Here is a 15118-nt window from a genome sequence, read left to right as displayed (position 1 = left end):
CATCAGCCAACGGCAGCAAAGAACGCCGGCGTCTAGCCAGGCAGGACTTTGGCCCCTAGGCGGGAGGAAAAGACCTCGTAAATGACCGTCAAAGGCTGGCCCCGGTGTAACAGGAGATAGTGCCTAGCCCAAAAAGGGCCGGGGCAGTTGAGAAGCCGGGCAATGGGCTCGGCTTCGCCGTAGTAGAGCCGCCCCAACTCGCGAAAGGTCTCCAGTTTTTCTTGGATTAGGTTTTGACCAATGGGCAGATCAGGATGGGGCAAGTACTGGGCCAGATGGGCAGGATTCCACCAAGAGGTGGCATACAGCAAAGGCCGTTGCGAGGCCGCCCCCCACAGACAAACCCGCCGCCGCATCAAGGGGGATCCCAGCCGCGCCAGATCCTTAGCCAGTTGAGGCATGGACTTGGGGACGGTGCTTTGCTCGGCCAGCAGCTCGACCTGGGCTGTATCCAACAGCTGGGCCTGAATGGGTTCCAGGGTTAGAGTGGCCAGATTGCGAGTGGTCAAGCCATCCCCCAGCAGCAACAGCCGCAACACGGGATCCACCTGCATCAGCTCAGGGTGAAGGGGGTCGGCTTCCCCCTGCCACTGCAACCGCAGCGGCCACCACTCGGCTTGACCCGAGGGAACATTGCCTAGGAAACCCTCCTCCGCAGAGCCAGCTGAGCTCTTGGGAGGTGCCGCCCCAAAGGCATGGCCGAGGGATAGAGAGGGGAAAAGTTCCAAGATAGCAGTGCAGTTGTTAAGTTCTGTATCGACACCTAGTCTAACCCACTCCCCCTCGCGGCAAACTTCTCTAGCTCGTGCCCGGCTGGATCAGCAGCCGCACCACCCAGGGGACGACCACAATGACGCTGATCAGGCGGGCCAGATGCATAACCACCACTGTGCTAGTTTGGGCTCCCATGTCCAGGGCGATCAAGCTCATATCGGAGATGCCCCCTGGGGCCGTACCCAAGATGGCAGTCAGGCGCTCGATCCCCAACCAGCGAGAGATCAAAAACCCTGAGAGAACGCCAGTACTCACCGCAATCACCGTACACAGCAGGGCTGGCCGCCACAGATCCTTGAGGGCCAGGAATGTCTCAGCGGTGAGCTTGCTGCCTAGGAGAATACCCAGGACCACCTGCATGACAAAGCGGATCCCAGAGGGGGGAGTGGGAATCGGGATTGCCCCCCAAACATTGACCAAGCCTACTGCCACCATCGAGCCTACTAAAGCCCCGGCTGGCAGCCTTAGCTTGACGGCAATCAAGGCGCCTGCCAACCCAATCAACACTGTCCAGAGATAGTTCATCATTGTGGCTTGGCCTCAAGGCAATAGGATGACTGGCAATTAGGGTTGGGCCTGCTTCCTCCACGGCATTCGGCGCAGACGCCGTAGAAGTCAAGCACATGGTACTCGATTACAAATTGGTAGCGGCTGGCCAGCTGCTCCTCCAGATCCCCCACCGGACAATCTGGCAAAGGCACCACCCGCCGACATTCGGTGCAGATCAGGTGATGGCGACTGTGGCCGTTGCTGGGCAGCACCTGGTAGTAGGTTTGCTGATCCCCCAGGTGGACGGCCTGGACCCTGCCCTCGTTGCGGAGGGCCTCCAAAACCCGGTAGACAGTGGCTAAGCCTACCGTGTGGTTGGCGTTGCGCAGCTTCAGGAAAATCTCCTGAGCCGCTAGAGGCCGTTCGCTCTGCTCCAGCACTTCCAGGATCAATTTTTGGTTGCGAGTCTGGCGGGAGGAGGACATGAGCCTTTTCCCTTGGGGGTTACTGTGAGAGTTAGTGCTCAGCGTCAGCCTCAGCTTTCATGCGCTCTAGGGTCTGCTGCATTTGGTCAAACATTTGGCTCAGAGAAAGCCCAAACATCCCCAGTTGAGTTTGCAATTGCTTAATAGTCAGTTGGGCCATAAAATCGTCGGAGAGCTCCAGCCTCTTCATGAAAATGCGCTGACGCTCCAGCAATTCTTCCATGTGCTGGATAAAGATTTTTTTGCCTTCCCGGTCAAATTGACCGTAGCGCTCACCCAGTCGCATCAGGTTTTGGAAATCCTGAAACAGTTGCCTTGCCTCTTCCTGGACAATCTCCGAGTCGAAAAAGCTCATGGCTTTCCCCTTGCCCCCAACAAACGACATTCGATATATCTATCCTATCCGATGGCGTTGGAGAATGCAGGCGGTGCTGACGGGATCCCGTCCTGAGGGGATTGATTTAGGTGACTTACTAGAAGATGAAGACCCGAGATCTTAGCCTGTCAGCTATGCTCCTGCCTCCCTGCATTGCGGCTTACACTCAGCCCGCTTTGGCCCAACAGTGGTGCCAACGGGTACAGGGATCCCGACCTCTGTTTCTGGCCTGCCTAGGGTTTACCGAAACAGCTCTCATTCCAGGTATTTCCGCTGCTGGCGCCACGCCCTCCCTACGGCGCTACACAGCCTTGGCGGACGGGGAGGTGCTGCTAACCGGCCGTTCTCAGCGCTTGCCTACCTCGCCCGAGGGCTATCCCTCGCCGGTGGTCATCAGCCGGGCTGTCTTAAGCGAGCTGGGGATCCCCTGCGGCGTGTTCGACTGTGGCCTTCTGGAGCCTTTGCCAGGAGCAGAAAAAGTGCCTTCTGGCGGGCCAGCCCGCTGCCTGAGCACCGGCCAGGCGTTGTCCCTAGAACAGGTGAGAGCCTTGTGGCGGGAGGGGTATGAGCGGGGATCCCAACTGGAAGCCAGCTACTGCGTCGTCGGAGAATGCGTGGCGGGTGGTACCACGACGGCACTGGCGGTGTTGCTGGGGCTAGGCTGGCAGGCAGACGGCATGGTCAACAGCAGCCATCCGGTCTGTAACCACACCCAGAAGCTAGCCTTGGCCCAGCGAGGTTTGAAGAATCTCCCCTCCACCGCGACCGCGCCAGAGGTAGTGGCTACCGTAGGGGATCCCGTGCAACCCTTTGTAGCTGGGCTGGCCATGGCAGCAGCCCAGCGGGGGCCGGTGCTGCTGGCGGGAGGAACGCAAATGCTAGCGGTGCTGGCCCTCATGCGGCGCTGGGGAGAAGAGCAAGGGATCCTCTGGCCGCCAGAGAACGTGGTGGTGGGCACCACCCGCTGGGTAGCAGAGGATCCCTCAGGCAACACGGTAGGCCTGGCGGAAATGTTGGGCAATGTTTGTCTCTTGGCCACCCAACTGAGCTTGGCCCAGAGCCGCTACCCCTCCCTGCAAGCCTATGAGCAAGGCTATGTCAAAGAGGGAGTAGGAGCCGGCGGGCTAGCCATTGCCAGTAGCCTGTATGCTGGCTGGGGCCAGGCAGAGCTATTGGCCGCTGTTGAGCGCAGCTACGAGCAGCTCGTACTTCAGGCTGGTTCCAGCGGGGCCATCGTCAGGCCTTCCCGCAGCAACTGCTGATGGTAGAGCTCTGCTTGCTCTTGCGGACCGACCCAGACAACTGCCTGGCCCTCCCTGTCCACCTGCATTGTCAGTTGTCGCGCCAAGGGCAAAGTCATGCCGGGGATGTACTTGAGCAAGCATTCAGTAACGTGCTGGAAGGTGTTGAAGTCGTCGTCCAGGACAATCACCTTATAGTTGGGGTAGGGTTTGCGAACCCGCGTTGTAACTGAGGCCAACTGCTGCAGAGTCCGGGTTGGAGTTTCCGTGATCGCGGTCATAGCAGCTTAGGAGCGAAACAACCTCTAAGACCCAACTTCCGGCAGCGGCCTTTCCACAACTTAAGCCAAGCTGTGAAGGCCGTCCGACCACTACTAGCTATTTTTAGCCAGTTTTGTGGCTAGGGTCAGCCTGGGCCTGCCTGCGGATTCCCGTACCAGTTCCTAGCTGGGGCGATTGCGGAAGCATGCCAAGGTTTAGCGCTGCTAGAAGCTACGAAAAGTCCCTAGGAGGGTCGTCGTTCTTGGCTTTGGGCAAACTGCTGCAGTTGCCGCAGCATCAGCAATTGGCCCAAGCCCAAGGGCAGGAGCGAGATGGCCTCTACCCGCAACTGTACCCACCCATTCCCCCATAGCCAGTCACAGTAGCCATCGGCACCACCCCACATCAGTAGCCGCAGCCGCCGGGGCAACAGGGTTTCCACCTGGTGCAGGATGGAGATAGGGCCCCAGTGGACGGCAAAGGTGCTGCCCTGTTGTAGCTGGGCAGGTAGGGATCCCTGCAGTTGTTGTGGCCAGATCCACTGCCGCAACAGCTCCACTTCCGTGAGGCAGCGCTGCAGCGTCGAGGAACGGGCCTCAACCTCGATGCGGATGGTGGAGGACTGGAGGGTTCCTAGCATCCCTTCAAACGACGCTGGAGCTGGGGCACTGGCTATCCCTAAGTCTATCCTGGTCGGTTGCAAGAGATTTGCCTTTGAAAGCGCCTCGTCCCCACTTGGTGGCCATCTTGGCCCAGAGTCTCGATGGCAAGCTTGCTGCCCACCGCGGGCAAAGGCCCCACTTCCTTAGCTCTGAAGACCAGCGGCATCTGGAAACCCAAGCTGCTCGGCAACAGGCTTTAATCATGGGGGCGGCCACGCTGCGGGCTTACGGCACCAGTCTCCGCCTGCGGGATCCGGAGCTTATCCAAAGCCGAATGGCGCGGGGTCTCCCCCCCCAGCCCCTGACAATTATTTGTTCCGGCAGCGGCGAGATTCCGGAAGAGCTGCCCTTTTTTCGCCAGCCCCTTACCCGCTGGCTATGGACAACGCCGGCAGGATCCCGCCGGTGGCAGGGACGGCCCGGTTTTGCCGAGATCTGGGTGGCCTCGGATTGGGATTTGACTGCTCGCCTAGCTCGCCTGCGGCAGCGGGGGATCGACCAGGTAGGCCTATTGGGCGGGGGGCGGCTTTTGGGGGCGTTTTTGCAGGCGCAAGCTTTGGATGAGCTGTGGGTGACGCTGGCGCCGCTGCTACTGAGTGGCTACCCCGCTGCCCCAGCTAGCATCGAGGGCTGGCAACTGCAGGGATCCCCGCCGCGCCTGGAGCTGCTCGAGTGCCGCCGCGGTTCCCAAGAGCTGTTTTTGCACTATCGAGTTGAGTGGCCCTAGGGGAGGACTCGAGGAAAATTTTTTAGAAAACTGAGATTTCCCAAAAATCCACAGGTTTTCCCCAGTCTTTCCACAGGTAGGCGGGCTGTTTTCCACAAGGTCTTTCGCTCTGGAGGCCGCCTCGAAGGGTTCTGTGGAAAAGTGGCCACCAGTAAGGTTCAGGTGACTACACCCTGAGAAACGTAACGGGATCGCGTCGCTTTTTCCGATGCCATCAAGGCCAAGGGAGGGCTTAAGTTCCCCTGGATACTCTTGCCCAGGATTGACATTCCCCCCAGGACAGAGGGCAAAATAACCCCACCTGAGGTGAGGGGGAGATTTCCCCAGCCCTTCTCCTCAGAGACAATTGCGTCCCCCTTGTCCTTCTCCTGCTTGAGAGAGACCAGGGAGTGGCTAGCTGCTTGCAGGCAGCTGACAGGCCAGCCCTTTTACACCCTTTCCTGTGAGGCCAAAGCGATCCCTGATGGGCCCCAGTTAGAGGACTGGGTCAGCGGGTGGGCTTTCTTCCTGGGCCAGCTGGGCTTTGGCCGAGGGCCTAGAATCTTTCTGTTTCGACTGTTTGAGTATTAATCCCAGGTAGGTGGTTGGGCTATGGATTCTCCCACCGTCAGCATTTTGAGCGAAATCCCCAAGGAGCTCCATGACACCCTCAAAAACTACCTCTCTCGTCATCCCGACTGGGACCAAGACCGGGTTGTAACGGCAGCCCTCTCGTTGTTCTTGCTCCAAAGCGGAGATGGGGATCGACGGGCTGCGCGCATTTACCTAGACAGCCTCTTTCGCCGCAACTAGGCCCTTCAAAAGCAAGCCCCACAGCTAGCCGAAGGCCAGCTTAGGGCTTTGGGAGCGTCCTGTTAACCTACAAGTAGGAAGGTGCCCTGCTGCTGCCCCAAAGCCGCAGGCAGGGCAAAAAGGACCCACAAGGGAAAAACCGTGCCCCAGGGTTTTGGTCAAGGGAAAGGCAATCGGCAGGCGGCTAGGCCCCGGGCCGCAGGGCAGGGAGCCACTCGCTCCTCCTTCCCCTCGCCGGAGGCGGCGCTGGCTGTAGCCGAGCGCTACCGACAAGCAGGGGATCTGGGGGCGGCACTGCGCCTTTGTCAACAGCTCACCCGCACCCATCCGCACCTGGCTGCCGCCCAAGCGCTGCTAGGGTCTCTCTACCTCCAGATGGGGGATCCCTGTCAAGCCTTGACCCCCTTGCAACTGGCTGTGCACCTGCGGAAGGACTGGGTGCCTGCCTGGCAGGAGTTGGGTGATGCGTGGATGCTGCTGGGCCACCTGGAGGAGGCAGTGCACGCCTACCAAGAGGGGTTAGCCTTTGCCCCTGGCAATGGGCAACTGCTGTTCCGGCTGGGCAGTTGTTGGCTGGCGCTGGGGCAACGGCAGCGGGCCATTGCGGTGCTGCGCCAAGCTGCAGCAGCCCAACCTCCCCAGCCCTACGCTCTGGCCGCCCTGGGCAATGCTCTGATGTTCGATAACCAGCTGGAGGAAGCGGAAGGCTGGTTTCGCCAAGCCCTTGCCTTCCTACCCCAGGAGGGGCGGATCCTTGTCAACCTCGCCCACTGCCTCCACCTGCAAGACCGCCTGGAGGAGGCCGCCGACTGCCTCCGACAGGCCATCCCCCTGCTGCCAAAGGATGCTCAGCCCCACAACAACTTGGGCACGGTCCTGCAGGAACAGAACTGCCTCGAGGCCGCCCTTGAGTCCTACCGGCGGGGCTTGCAACTGGCCCCTGACTGGCCAGAGATCCACTACAACCTGGGCACGGCCCTGCTTACCCTGGGCCGCTATGAGGAGGGATGGCGGGAGTACGAATGGCGGCTGCAGCGCCAGGGGGCAGCCTATCCCCGCTTCCCTTCGCCCTTGTGGACGGGATCCCCCTTGGGCCAGCAGACTCTGCTCATTTACGCCGAACAAGGGTTGGGGGACACCCTTCAGTTTGTGCGCTACCTGCCCCTTCTGGCCGCGGCCCATCCGCAGGCCTCCCTCTACTTCCGCTGCCCCCCCTCCCTAGTCGAGTTGCTGCGGGCCTCCTTTCCTCAGGTACAGGTTATCTCGGATACGGATCCCCTACCTCCCTTTGACTGGCACCTGCCGTTGCTCAGCCTGCCCCACCGCCTGGGCACCACGCTAGAAACAATCCCTGCCCGTCTCCCCTACCTGGTCTGTCCCCAAGAGGGCTCTGCCTGGCCAGAAGCATGGCCCAAAGTTCCTCAAAAGGAGATGAAGGTGGGTTTGGTGTGGGCCAGTGGCCGCCGCAGCGACCCTGCCCTCAACCGGGTGTGGAGGTTAAAAAGCTGTCCTCTCCACCTCTTCCTTGAGCACCTTGATCTGCCCCAGGTGCAGTGGGTTAGCCTACAGGTGGGGGAAGAGCTAAGCCAGGTGGAACCCCTGCTAAAGCAGCACCAGGTGGTGGAGCTGGGATCCCGTTTCCGCAACTTTGTCGATACTGCCAGGGCAGTTGCCCAGTTGGATCTAGTAATTAGCGTCGATACCGCCGTTGCTCACTTAGCTGGAGCCCTGGGCAAGCCGGTGTGGGTGCTACTGCCCTTTGCGGCCGATTGGCGCTGGTTGCTGCACCGCCAGGATAGCCCCTGGTACCCTGGTGTGATGCGCCTATTCCGCCAAGAAGCCCCTGGCGACTGGGTTGGCCCTCTGCGGCAGATGCGAAGGGCGCTGGAGGAGAAATTGGCAGGGATCCCTTCCTAACCCTCTCCTTTTTCGCCTTTTGGCACAATGCGCTGAAACAGGTAGCCAGTGCCGCGGGCTGTTAGGATAAGCTCAGGATTGCTCGGGTCATCCTCCAACTTGGCCCGTAGCCGCGAAATGTGAACGTCCACCACCCGTGTATCCACATGGCGCTCTGGTGTATAGCCCCATACCTCTTGCAGGATCTCGGCGCGGGAAAACGGCTCCCCAGAGCGGCTAACCAATAGCTCCAGTAAACTAAACTCCATTCCTGTCAGGCGGATGCGCTCGCCCCGCTTGTAGACTTGGCGCTTGTTGGTGTCAATGCAAAGATCCCCCACCTGGATAATCCCGGAGCTGGGGATCCCCTCATGGCTAGAGCGTGCCACCCGCCGCAGCACCGAGCGAATGCGGGCCTCCAGCTCCTTGGGGGAAAAGGGCTTGACCACGTAGTCATCCGCCCCCAGCTCCAACCCAGTAATGCGGTCGGCCACATCCCCCAAGGCTGTAAGCATGATGATTGGGATGTCGGATTCTTTGCGCAACTCCTGGCAGACCCCGTAGCCATCCAGCTTTGGCATCATGACATCCAGCACCACCAGGTCAGGATTCTGCTTGCGGAAGACCTGCAGCGCCTCCTCGCCGTCGGCTGCGGTAACCACCTCGTACCCAATCATCGAGAGGCGAGTTTCCAAGATGCGGCGGATGCTAGCTTCATCATCAACCACGAGAATCCGTTCTTTACGCTGGGCTTCCACGGTGCTGCAACTCCTGTACTCACTATGCTTGGAGAAGTTAAGAAGAGCTCCTCCTGCCGCTAAAGGGCAGGTGGCCAAGGCACATTTCGCTTCCTGGTAACCGACTCGGCCTTCCTACGGAAACGCCGCCAAACTCGTGCTTAGAAAACTGTGGCCCAAGAACCCACCTCCAGCCAAGGAACGCAGAAGGCCTACTTGGCAACAGCTCTTAAAAGCACTGGCTTCCCTTGCCTTTAGCTGCCGTCTTCTCTGCAAACCCTCGCGGTTGACCGCGGCCAAAGCTGAGAAGCCCTTACAAGGAATTTACTTTCTAGCACTTAATGTATCATCTAGAAGCGGCTGCCTAGCCACCTTGAAGCTCTATTTTGCAGCCATTTGCCCAACTTGACACATACCTTCACAACTTTTTCAAGAGGTCGCCAATTGTTTGGGATTGGCCTCAGAAAAAGCTGGAGCAACTGGGGATCCCTGCTCGTCTGCAGGGGAGCAGCCAGCCAGCAGGCGGGCAGACCGGATTTCTCGCTCCGCATGCTGCTCCAAAATTCGGCGCAACAGGCGCTCTGCCCCCCGCCAAGCCGTCAAAGGCGGCGTTTTGTTAGCCAAGGGGGGCAAGGTGGGGCCAGGCAGGAATCCCAGGACCTGCAGGACAGAACTGGAGACGGCGGCAAGGGGGTTGGGCCGCTGTGCCATCCGGCAGGGATCGCAGAGCAGGCCGCCCCCCTGGGGACAGAAGAAAACCTCGCCCACTAACTCTCTCCCACAGGAGTAGCAGGCCTGTACCGAGGGGGCAACCCCCCCCACAGCCAAAAGGTGATAGAGGCCATGGACAAGGAGCGGCAAAACCGCCTCTGCTGCAGGAGCCTGCTCAATGCGCTGCAAGTGTTCTACTAGGAGCACAAACAGCTCTTCCTGAGCCTGATCTGGCAGGGCCAGGAGCAAAGCCACCTCTGCCAGGTACTGGGCTGCCGTGAGGTGGGCCAAGCTGCGGCCTAGACGGGGAAAACTCTGCAGGGTTTCTGCCTGAACAATACGCTGCAGGCACTGGGAGGGATCCGTTTGGGCCGACCACCGTCCTCGGGCAAGCAGCAGGTCGTTAACTACAAAGGGCTCCAGTCGCCCTCCCCACTTGGAAGACGGCTTGCGGGATCCCTTGGCTACTGCCCGCAGCAATCCCTGCTCGCGAGTGAGGATGGTCACCACCCGATCCGACTCCCCCAGGGGAATGCCTTTGAGATTGATGCCGGTAACCCGGTAGGTTCGCCCGCTCATGCTCTGCCAGCCTCCCTTGCCCGCAGCTCTTGCATCAGCTCTAACCCCCAAGAGGTGCCAATCCGAGTAGCCCCTGCTGCAATCATTGCTTCCGCCTGGGCCAGCGTGCGAATGCCGCCCGAAGCTTTTACCCCCACCCGACCCCGGCTAAGCTGGGCCAGCAGTTGCACATCTGCCAAGGTTGCCCCTCCCATCCAGCCAGTGGAGGTCATCAAAAAGGCAGCTCCCGCATCCATGCAGATCTCGGCAGCCAGCTTTTTTTCCTCGTCAGTAAGCTGGGCTGTCTCCAAAATGGCTTTGACGCAAACCCCCGTCTCCTCCACAATCTCAGCAATCTCGGCGTGGAGGCGATCCAGATCCCCCGCCTTAAGCCAGGCGAGGTTAATGCGAACATCCAGCTCCTGGCAGCCCTGCTCCACGGCCAGTTGAGCTTCGTAGAGTTTGACCTCCGCTGTGTTGGTCCCCAAGGGAAACCCCACCACGGTGCTCACCCGTACTGGCGACCCGTGCAGCCGCTCAACCACCCGCCGCACGTAGCAGGGAGGCACACAAAAGGTAGGGAAGCCGTAGCGCAGGGCAATTTCGCACCCCTCCTCAATTTCCTCCGGGGTAACCATGGGCAGCAGCAGCGTGTGGTCAATGTACTCTGCCAGGTTAATCGGCCCTTTTGCTAGACCTTGGGGCTCCAAAGAGACCATAGGTTAGGTAGACAGCACCATTTCTACTCTAGCCCCCCCAGCCCAGCCAGGACTCGGCCAATTCAGGACCAGGTGGTCCTTTTTGGGGGCCGAGCAGGGCAACATCTTGATACCCTGGTTGGGGGGCCATTTTCAACCTTGGGAAGGCATGGGGAGAAACCGGACTGGCGCGTTTATTGGCGGGCTGTTGGTGGGAACGGCAGTGGGCACAGTCATTGGCTTGCTCCTGGCCCCCCGCAGCGGACGGGAGACGCGGCGACTGTTGAAAAAATCGGCAGAGGCCCTGCCAGAAGTGGCAGAAGATGTAGCTAGCAGCCTGCAGTATCAATCCGAAAAGTTGTTCGACGCCGCTCAACGCAGTTTGGATGAGGCCCTGCTGCGGCTACAGCAGGCGGTGGCAGTGGGGAAAGAGGCGATGTTGCAGAAGCGGAAGGAGCTGCTCCAAGCCCAAAACTCGCGTCCCGTCGGGGGGGAGGAAAATGATCTGGAAGCCCAAAATGGGGAGGAGACAGCAGGATGAGCGATCCGGTCTTTTGGCTTGGCCTCTCGGTTGGTTTGGTGGCAGTGGCCATTTTGGCGGTAATCCTGACCCTGCTGCCTGCCGTTATTCAACTGGGTCGAGCGGCCCAGAGTGTGGAGCGCTTTTTCGACACGCTGCTACGGGAGTTGCCGCCCACCCTAGAGGCTCTGCGCCTGACTAGCCTGGAAGTTAGTGAGATTGCCGACAGCCTTGACGAAGGGGTGAAAGGGGCGGGTCAAGTGGTAAAACAGGTTAGCCGCTCCTTGGAAGGAGCCCGTGCCCAGGCCCAGGGTGCCCAAGTCAATGTTCGCAGTTTTTGGGCGGGAGTACGGGCAGCCTGGCAGACCCTTGCCAGTGGGGCTCCCCCTGCCGGTGGGGGCAACCCTCGCTTGCACTCGGCTCGGGTGTCTCCCTTCTCCGTGGGGGGTGGCCGTCCTTTTGCCGACAAGGCAACTCCTGCCCAACCTTCCCAGGCAAAGGCTACCAACTCTTAGCTGAGGGGGGTGCGGGGGTAAATAAGCCCTGCCCTGTATTAGCGCCACGAAGATGGGATAGGTAGGCCTTGGCTGCGGAGGGGGGCATCCCCTGTCTACTCGTGGAGGAACCACCTCCGTGGCAGCGAGAAGCCTACACTCTAGGCGTTAGCGGAAGTATGTCATGCACTCCTGAGGAGTTTCTGAAAAACAGGCGTGGGGGGTTGGGGTTCTTGACCGGGGGGAAGCTGGCCCCAGCTGGCATCGGGATCCCAGCGCAGTTGGGTGATGTCGGTGAGGGAGAACCCTAGTTGCTGCAGGATCTTGAGGCTAAGGTTAGGAATGATGGGCGAAAGGGCTACTGCCACCCAGCGCACGCTTTCTAAGACGGCATAGAGAATCTCCGCTACCTGCTGGCTTTGCCCCTGTTTGTGCAGCGTCCAGGGAGCCTGCTCGTCGAGGTATTTGTTGCTGGCCTGGGCCAAGCTGAGGGCTTTGCGGGCAGCGGAGCTGGGATCCAGCCGCTCGTAGGCGTCGGCCACCGCCGGGGCTAGGCGCTCGACCAGGGTTTTGAGGGGGTGATCCGCTGCGATCTGCACCTGGGGAATGCGGTAGTCGGGCTGGTATTTTTTGAGCATACTGAGGGTGCGGTTGAGCAGGTTCCCCAGGTCGTTGGCGAGGTCAGCGTTGAGAACCTCAATGAAGCGGCCCTCACTAAAGTCGCCATCCTTGCCCAGCTCAATTTCGGTCAAGAAATAGTAGCGCACAGCATCGGCGCCGTATCGCTGCACCAGCTCAAAGGGATCCAGCGTGTTGCCGAGGCTTTTGCCCATCTTGAGGCCATCTTTGGTGAGAAAGCCGTGGCCAAAGATTTGCTTAGGCAGCGGCAGCCCTGCCGACATGAGCATGGCCGGCCAGTAGATGGCATGAAAACGGACGATGTCCTTACCTACTAGATGCACATCGGCAGGCCAGTAGCGGCGCAGGGCGTTCTCCAGGGTGGGCTCGTCGTTAGGATCCAAGGCGGCGCTGATGTAGTTAATGAGGGCATCAAACCAAACGTAAAGGGTTTGGCTGGGATCCGCCGGGAAGGGAATCCCCCAGGAGACGCTGGGGCGAGAGATGGAAAAGTCCCGCAGGCCCTGCTTCACAAAGTTCATGACCTCATTGCGGCGGCTTTCCGGTTGAATGAACTCCGGGTGCTCCGCATAGAGGGCTTCCAGTTTTTCCTGGTAGCGAGAGAGGCGAAAAAAGTAGTTTTCTTCGTCTTTCCACTCCACTTTCTTGTTGGGGTGAAGGGGGCAAAACCCGCCTTCTAGGAGCTCTGACTCGTCCTTGAACTCCTCGCAGGCAACGCAGTACCAGCCCTGCTGGCGGCCAACGAAAATATCTCCCCGATCCCAAACCCGCTGAAAAAACTCCCGCACAATGGCTTTGTGGCGAGGGTCAGTGGTGCGGATAAAGCGGTCGTAGCGGATATCCAGCAACCGCCAAAGCTCCACAAACTGGGCGGCAATCTCGTCACAGTGCTGCTGCGGCGGAAGGCCGCGCTCTTCGGCGGTGCGCTGGATCTTCTGGCCGTGCTCGTCAGTTCCCGTTACCATCAGCACATCCTTGCCCCGCAGGCGGTGGTAACGGGCGATGGCATCCGCCGCCATGGTGGTGTAGGCGCTGCCGATGTGGGGGGCAGCGTTGACGTAGTAGATGGGTGTGGTGATGACGAAGGTGGAATCCGGCATGAGCAGTTGCAGCGCTTTCCCCCATGATAAAAGTTGCCGGAAAGTCCCGGCAGGCCGAGTTACGGGGCAGGGATGAAGCTGGCATTCAACCTAAAGGGATGGGGCTGCGGTGTCCTGGGGGCCGGGATCTTGGGCGCCGGGGCGGCTCTGGCCCAGCCTCTGCCCGAGACCCGCATCCCTTGCGAGATCCTCATCGCTGGGGGCGGGCTGGGGGGGGTGGCGGCGGCCTACGATGCCCTGCGCTTGGGGCGACAGGTGTGCATGACCGAAATAACCGACTGGATTGGCGGCCAGGTGAGCGCCCAGGGGGTCTCGGCTTTGGATGAGCGGCCCTTGCAGCGGGAAAACGAGATCTTTCCCCAGGGCTATAGAGAGTTTCGCCGCCGGGTGCGGGAAAAGTACGGCGGTGATCCCAATCCCGGCAAGTGCTGGGTGAGTGTGCTCTGCTTCTCGCCCCAGGTGGGCCACCAGGTCATCCGAGAGATGTTGGATCCCTACCTGCAGTCGGGGCAGTTGCGGCTGTTTACCGAGACGGTGGTCAAGGACGTGGAGATTGAGAACTACCAAATCCGCAGTGTGCAGGCCATCCGCAATATTCCCAAACACGCCGGCGTCCACCCGGAGAATCGGGGGGATCTCTCCACCTACTTGCTGGATTTTTACCGCCTAGAGCCCACCGCAGACTGGGACAAAGAGATCCTGCGCTTTGAGCCGCCGCCGCAGCGGCAGGGCAAAACCCTACCTTGGGTAGTTATCGATGCTACCGAAACCGGCGAGCTGTTGCCCCTGGCGCGGGTGCCCTACCGCCTTGGCACGGATGGGAAAAGCCGCTGGGAGCCCAGCTCCAAGCCCTACAGGGATCCCTACTGCACCCAGGGGTTTACCTACACCTTTGTTATCGAGCGCTCCGCTGTGCCGCAGGTGCCCATCAAGCCGGAGTTCTACAACGACCCGCTGCACGGCCCCTACTACAGCTTTGAACAGCCGCGCTTTAACTTTGCTCTGGTCTTCACCTACCGCCGCATCCGGGGACAGGTATTTGGCTTTGGGGAAGAGGCCATCCGGGTGGGGGATCAATCCCTGCAGAACTGGACCTGGGGCAACGACTGGCGCATCACTGGGCCGGAGATCAACCTCATCCTCACCCACGAGCAATTGCAAGCCTCAGGGCAACTGGATCCCGGCGGCTGGATGGGGGGCTTGCGGGTAGAGGCGCTGCGGCGGGCTGAGCAACATGCTAAAGGCTTCTTCTACTGGTTGGTGGCGGGGCGGACGGATTTTCTCCTGCAGCAGGCGGATCCTGACTTTCAAAAGGACTTTTACCTGCGCTACCGCTACCTCAAAGGGCCCAATAGCCCGATGGGAACTGCCAGTGGTCTCTCCAAGTACCCCTACATCCGCGAGTCGCGGCGCATCGTTGGGCGACCCAGCCTTGCCTACCCGGAGGGGTTCACCATCTACGAGTCGGATATCACCACGCGGGAATCGGAGCTAAACCGCGGGCGCCCCTTCATCTTCTACGATTCGGTGGGGGTGGGGCAGTACCCTATTGATTTTCACGAGTGCCTGCTGCCCGATTTTTCGCTGCCCCCCAGCCACAACCAAGATGCCCAAGCCCCTACCTACCCCTACCAGATCCCGCTGCGGGCCCTGATCCCCCAGCGCATTGACAATCTTCTAGCTGGCAGCAAGAACATCGCCACCAGCCGCATTGCCAGCGCCTCTTACCGGGTGCATCCTGTGGAATGGGCCATTGGCACGGCAGCGGGTCACACGGCCCACTTTGCCCTGGAGCGGGATCTGATCCCGGCGGAGATCCTGCGGGAGCCGCTGCTGGACTTGCAGCTATTGCCCGCTCTCCAAGCCCAGATCCAGAGCTTGGGCAATCCCATTCAATTTCCTGGCACCACCATTACTGCCACCGACTGGGCCCAATCCCGCTAGCCTAGAAAGGCAGG

The 15118-nt window shown here is 60.2% G+C and carries 17 protein-coding genes; 7 read left to right on the top strand and 10 right to left on the bottom strand.

Annotated elements, in window-relative coordinates:
* Positions 1–32: 32 nt before the first annotated feature.
* The 4 genes from NW830_RS04475 to NW830_RS04460 form a co-directional block, all read right to left on the bottom strand.
* Positions 33–728, bottom strand: coding sequence for a chorismate pyruvate-lyase family protein (locus NW830_RS04475; protein ID WP_414360611.1), 696 nt, complete (start codon positions 726–728; stop codon positions 33–35).
* Between the two features lie 70 nt (positions 729–798).
* A complete protein-coding gene (locus NW830_RS04470) occupies positions 799–1302 on the bottom strand; it encodes an AbrB family transcriptional regulator (RefSeq protein ID WP_414360613.1) in 504 nt (167 codons plus the stop codon).
* Positions 1299–1748, bottom strand: a complete 450-nt coding sequence (locus tag NW830_RS04465; RefSeq protein WP_414360614.1) for a Fur family transcriptional regulator — start codon at positions 1746–1748, stop codon at positions 1299–1301. Before NW830_RS04465 ends, NW830_RS04470 begins: the two co-directional genes overlap by 4 nt.
* A 31-nt stretch (positions 1749–1779) precedes the next feature.
* Positions 1780–2103: a DUF1825 family protein gene (locus NW830_RS04460; RefSeq protein ID WP_414360810.1), complete on the bottom strand. Its 324-nt coding sequence runs from the start codon at positions 2101–2103 to the stop codon at positions 1780–1782.
* A gap of 125 nt (positions 2104–2228) precedes the next feature.
* On the opposite strand from NW830_RS04460, the gene cobT reads away from it, so the two are divergent.
* The gene (cobT, locus tag NW830_RS04455; RefSeq protein ID WP_414360616.1) at positions 2229–3386 is read left to right on the top strand and encodes a nicotinate mononucleotide-dependent phosphoribosyltransferase CobT; all 1158 of its coding nucleotides are present in this window, start codon (positions 2229–2231) and stop codon (positions 3384–3386) included.
* On the opposite strand, the gene clpS is transcribed toward cobT, so the two are convergent.
* Together clpS and NW830_RS04445 are read right to left on the bottom strand one after the other, a co-directional pair.
* Positions 3335–3646: an ATP-dependent Clp protease adapter ClpS gene (gene clpS / locus NW830_RS04450; RefSeq protein ID WP_414360618.1), complete on the bottom strand. Its 312-nt coding sequence runs from the start codon at positions 3644–3646 to the stop codon at positions 3335–3337. The two genes, cobT and clpS, sit on opposite strands and share 52 nt — an antisense overlap.
* A gap of 224 nt (positions 3647–3870) precedes the next feature.
* On the bottom strand, positions 3871–4266 hold the full coding sequence (locus NW830_RS04445) for a hypothetical protein (RefSeq protein ID WP_414360619.1): 396 nt from the start codon (positions 4264–4266) through the stop codon (positions 3871–3873).
* Between the two features lie 74 nt (positions 4267–4340).
* Between NW830_RS04445 and NW830_RS04440 the strand changes: the two genes are divergently transcribed.
* The 3 genes from NW830_RS04440 to NW830_RS04430 all read left to right on the top strand — a co-directional run bounded on the left by NW830_RS04440 (position 4341) and on the right by NW830_RS04430 (position 7724).
* Positions 4341–5015, top strand: coding sequence for a RibD family protein (locus NW830_RS04440; protein WP_414360621.1), 675 nt, complete (start codon positions 4341–4343; stop codon positions 5013–5015).
* A gap of 591 nt (positions 5016–5606) precedes the next feature.
* On the top strand, positions 5607–5807 hold the full coding sequence (locus NW830_RS04435) for a DUF2811 domain-containing protein (RefSeq protein ID WP_414360623.1): 201 nt from the start codon (positions 5607–5609) through the stop codon (positions 5805–5807).
* A 141-nt stretch (positions 5808–5948) separates the two neighbouring features.
* The gene (locus NW830_RS04430; RefSeq protein WP_414360626.1) at positions 5949–7724 is read left to right on the top strand and encodes a tetratricopeptide repeat protein; all 1776 of its coding nucleotides are present in this window, start codon (positions 5949–5951) and stop codon (positions 7722–7724) included.
* Here NW830_RS04430 and rpaB read toward each other — a convergent pair.
* The 3 genes from rpaB to deoC all read right to left on the bottom strand — a co-directional run bounded on the left by rpaB (position 7721) and on the right by deoC (position 10428).
* Positions 7721–8461 (bottom strand): response regulator transcription factor RpaB, encoded by a 741-nt coding sequence (gene rpaB, locus NW830_RS04425; RefSeq protein WP_414360628.1) that lies wholly within the window; start codon positions 8459–8461, stop codon positions 7721–7723. The genes NW830_RS04430 and rpaB overlap by 4 nt on opposite strands.
* Positions 8462–8869: 408 nt before the next feature.
* The gene (gene recO / locus NW830_RS04420) at positions 8870–9730 is read right to left on the bottom strand and encodes a DNA repair protein RecO (protein ID WP_414360630.1); all 861 of its coding nucleotides are present in this window, start codon (positions 9728–9730) and stop codon (positions 8870–8872) included.
* Positions 9727–10428, bottom strand: a complete 702-nt coding sequence (gene deoC, locus NW830_RS04415; protein ID WP_414360633.1) for a deoxyribose-phosphate aldolase — start codon at positions 10426–10428, stop codon at positions 9727–9729. Before deoC ends, recO begins: the two co-directional genes overlap by 4 nt.
* A gap of 148 nt (positions 10429–10576) precedes the next feature.
* Between deoC and NW830_RS04410 the strand changes: the two genes are divergently transcribed.
* Together NW830_RS04410 and NW830_RS04405 are read left to right on the top strand one after the other, a co-directional pair.
* A complete protein-coding gene (locus NW830_RS04410; RefSeq protein ID WP_414360635.1) occupies positions 10577–10948 on the top strand; it encodes a YtxH domain-containing protein in 372 nt (123 codons plus the stop codon).
* The gene (locus tag NW830_RS04405) at positions 10945–11442 is read left to right on the top strand and encodes a hypothetical protein (RefSeq protein ID WP_414360638.1); all 498 of its coding nucleotides are present in this window, start codon (positions 10945–10947) and stop codon (positions 11440–11442) included. The genes NW830_RS04410 and NW830_RS04405 overlap by 4 nt, the downstream gene beginning before the upstream one ends.
* A gap of 161 nt (positions 11443–11603) precedes the next feature.
* On the opposite strand, the gene metG is transcribed toward NW830_RS04405, so the two are convergent.
* Positions 11604–13160, bottom strand: coding sequence for a methionine--tRNA ligase (metG, locus tag NW830_RS04400; RefSeq protein ID WP_414360641.1), 1557 nt, complete (start codon positions 13158–13160; stop codon positions 11604–11606).
* A gap of 72 nt (positions 13161–13232) precedes the next feature.
* Between metG and NW830_RS04395 the strand changes: the two genes are divergently transcribed.
* Positions 13233–15104 (top strand): FAD-dependent oxidoreductase, encoded by a 1872-nt coding sequence (locus NW830_RS04395; protein ID WP_414360644.1) that lies wholly within the window; start codon positions 13233–13235, stop codon positions 15102–15104.
* The last annotated feature ends 14 nt before the right edge of the window (positions 15105–15118 follow it).

It is taken from the genome of Synechococcus sp. OH30 (genome assembly GCF_047462175.1).
Lineage (GTDB): Bacteria > Cyanobacteriota > Cyanobacteriia > Thermostichales > Thermostichaceae > Thermostichus.
Note: the sequence above shows the minus strand (reverse complement) of the source record. Positions and strands in the feature narration are given on the sequence as shown.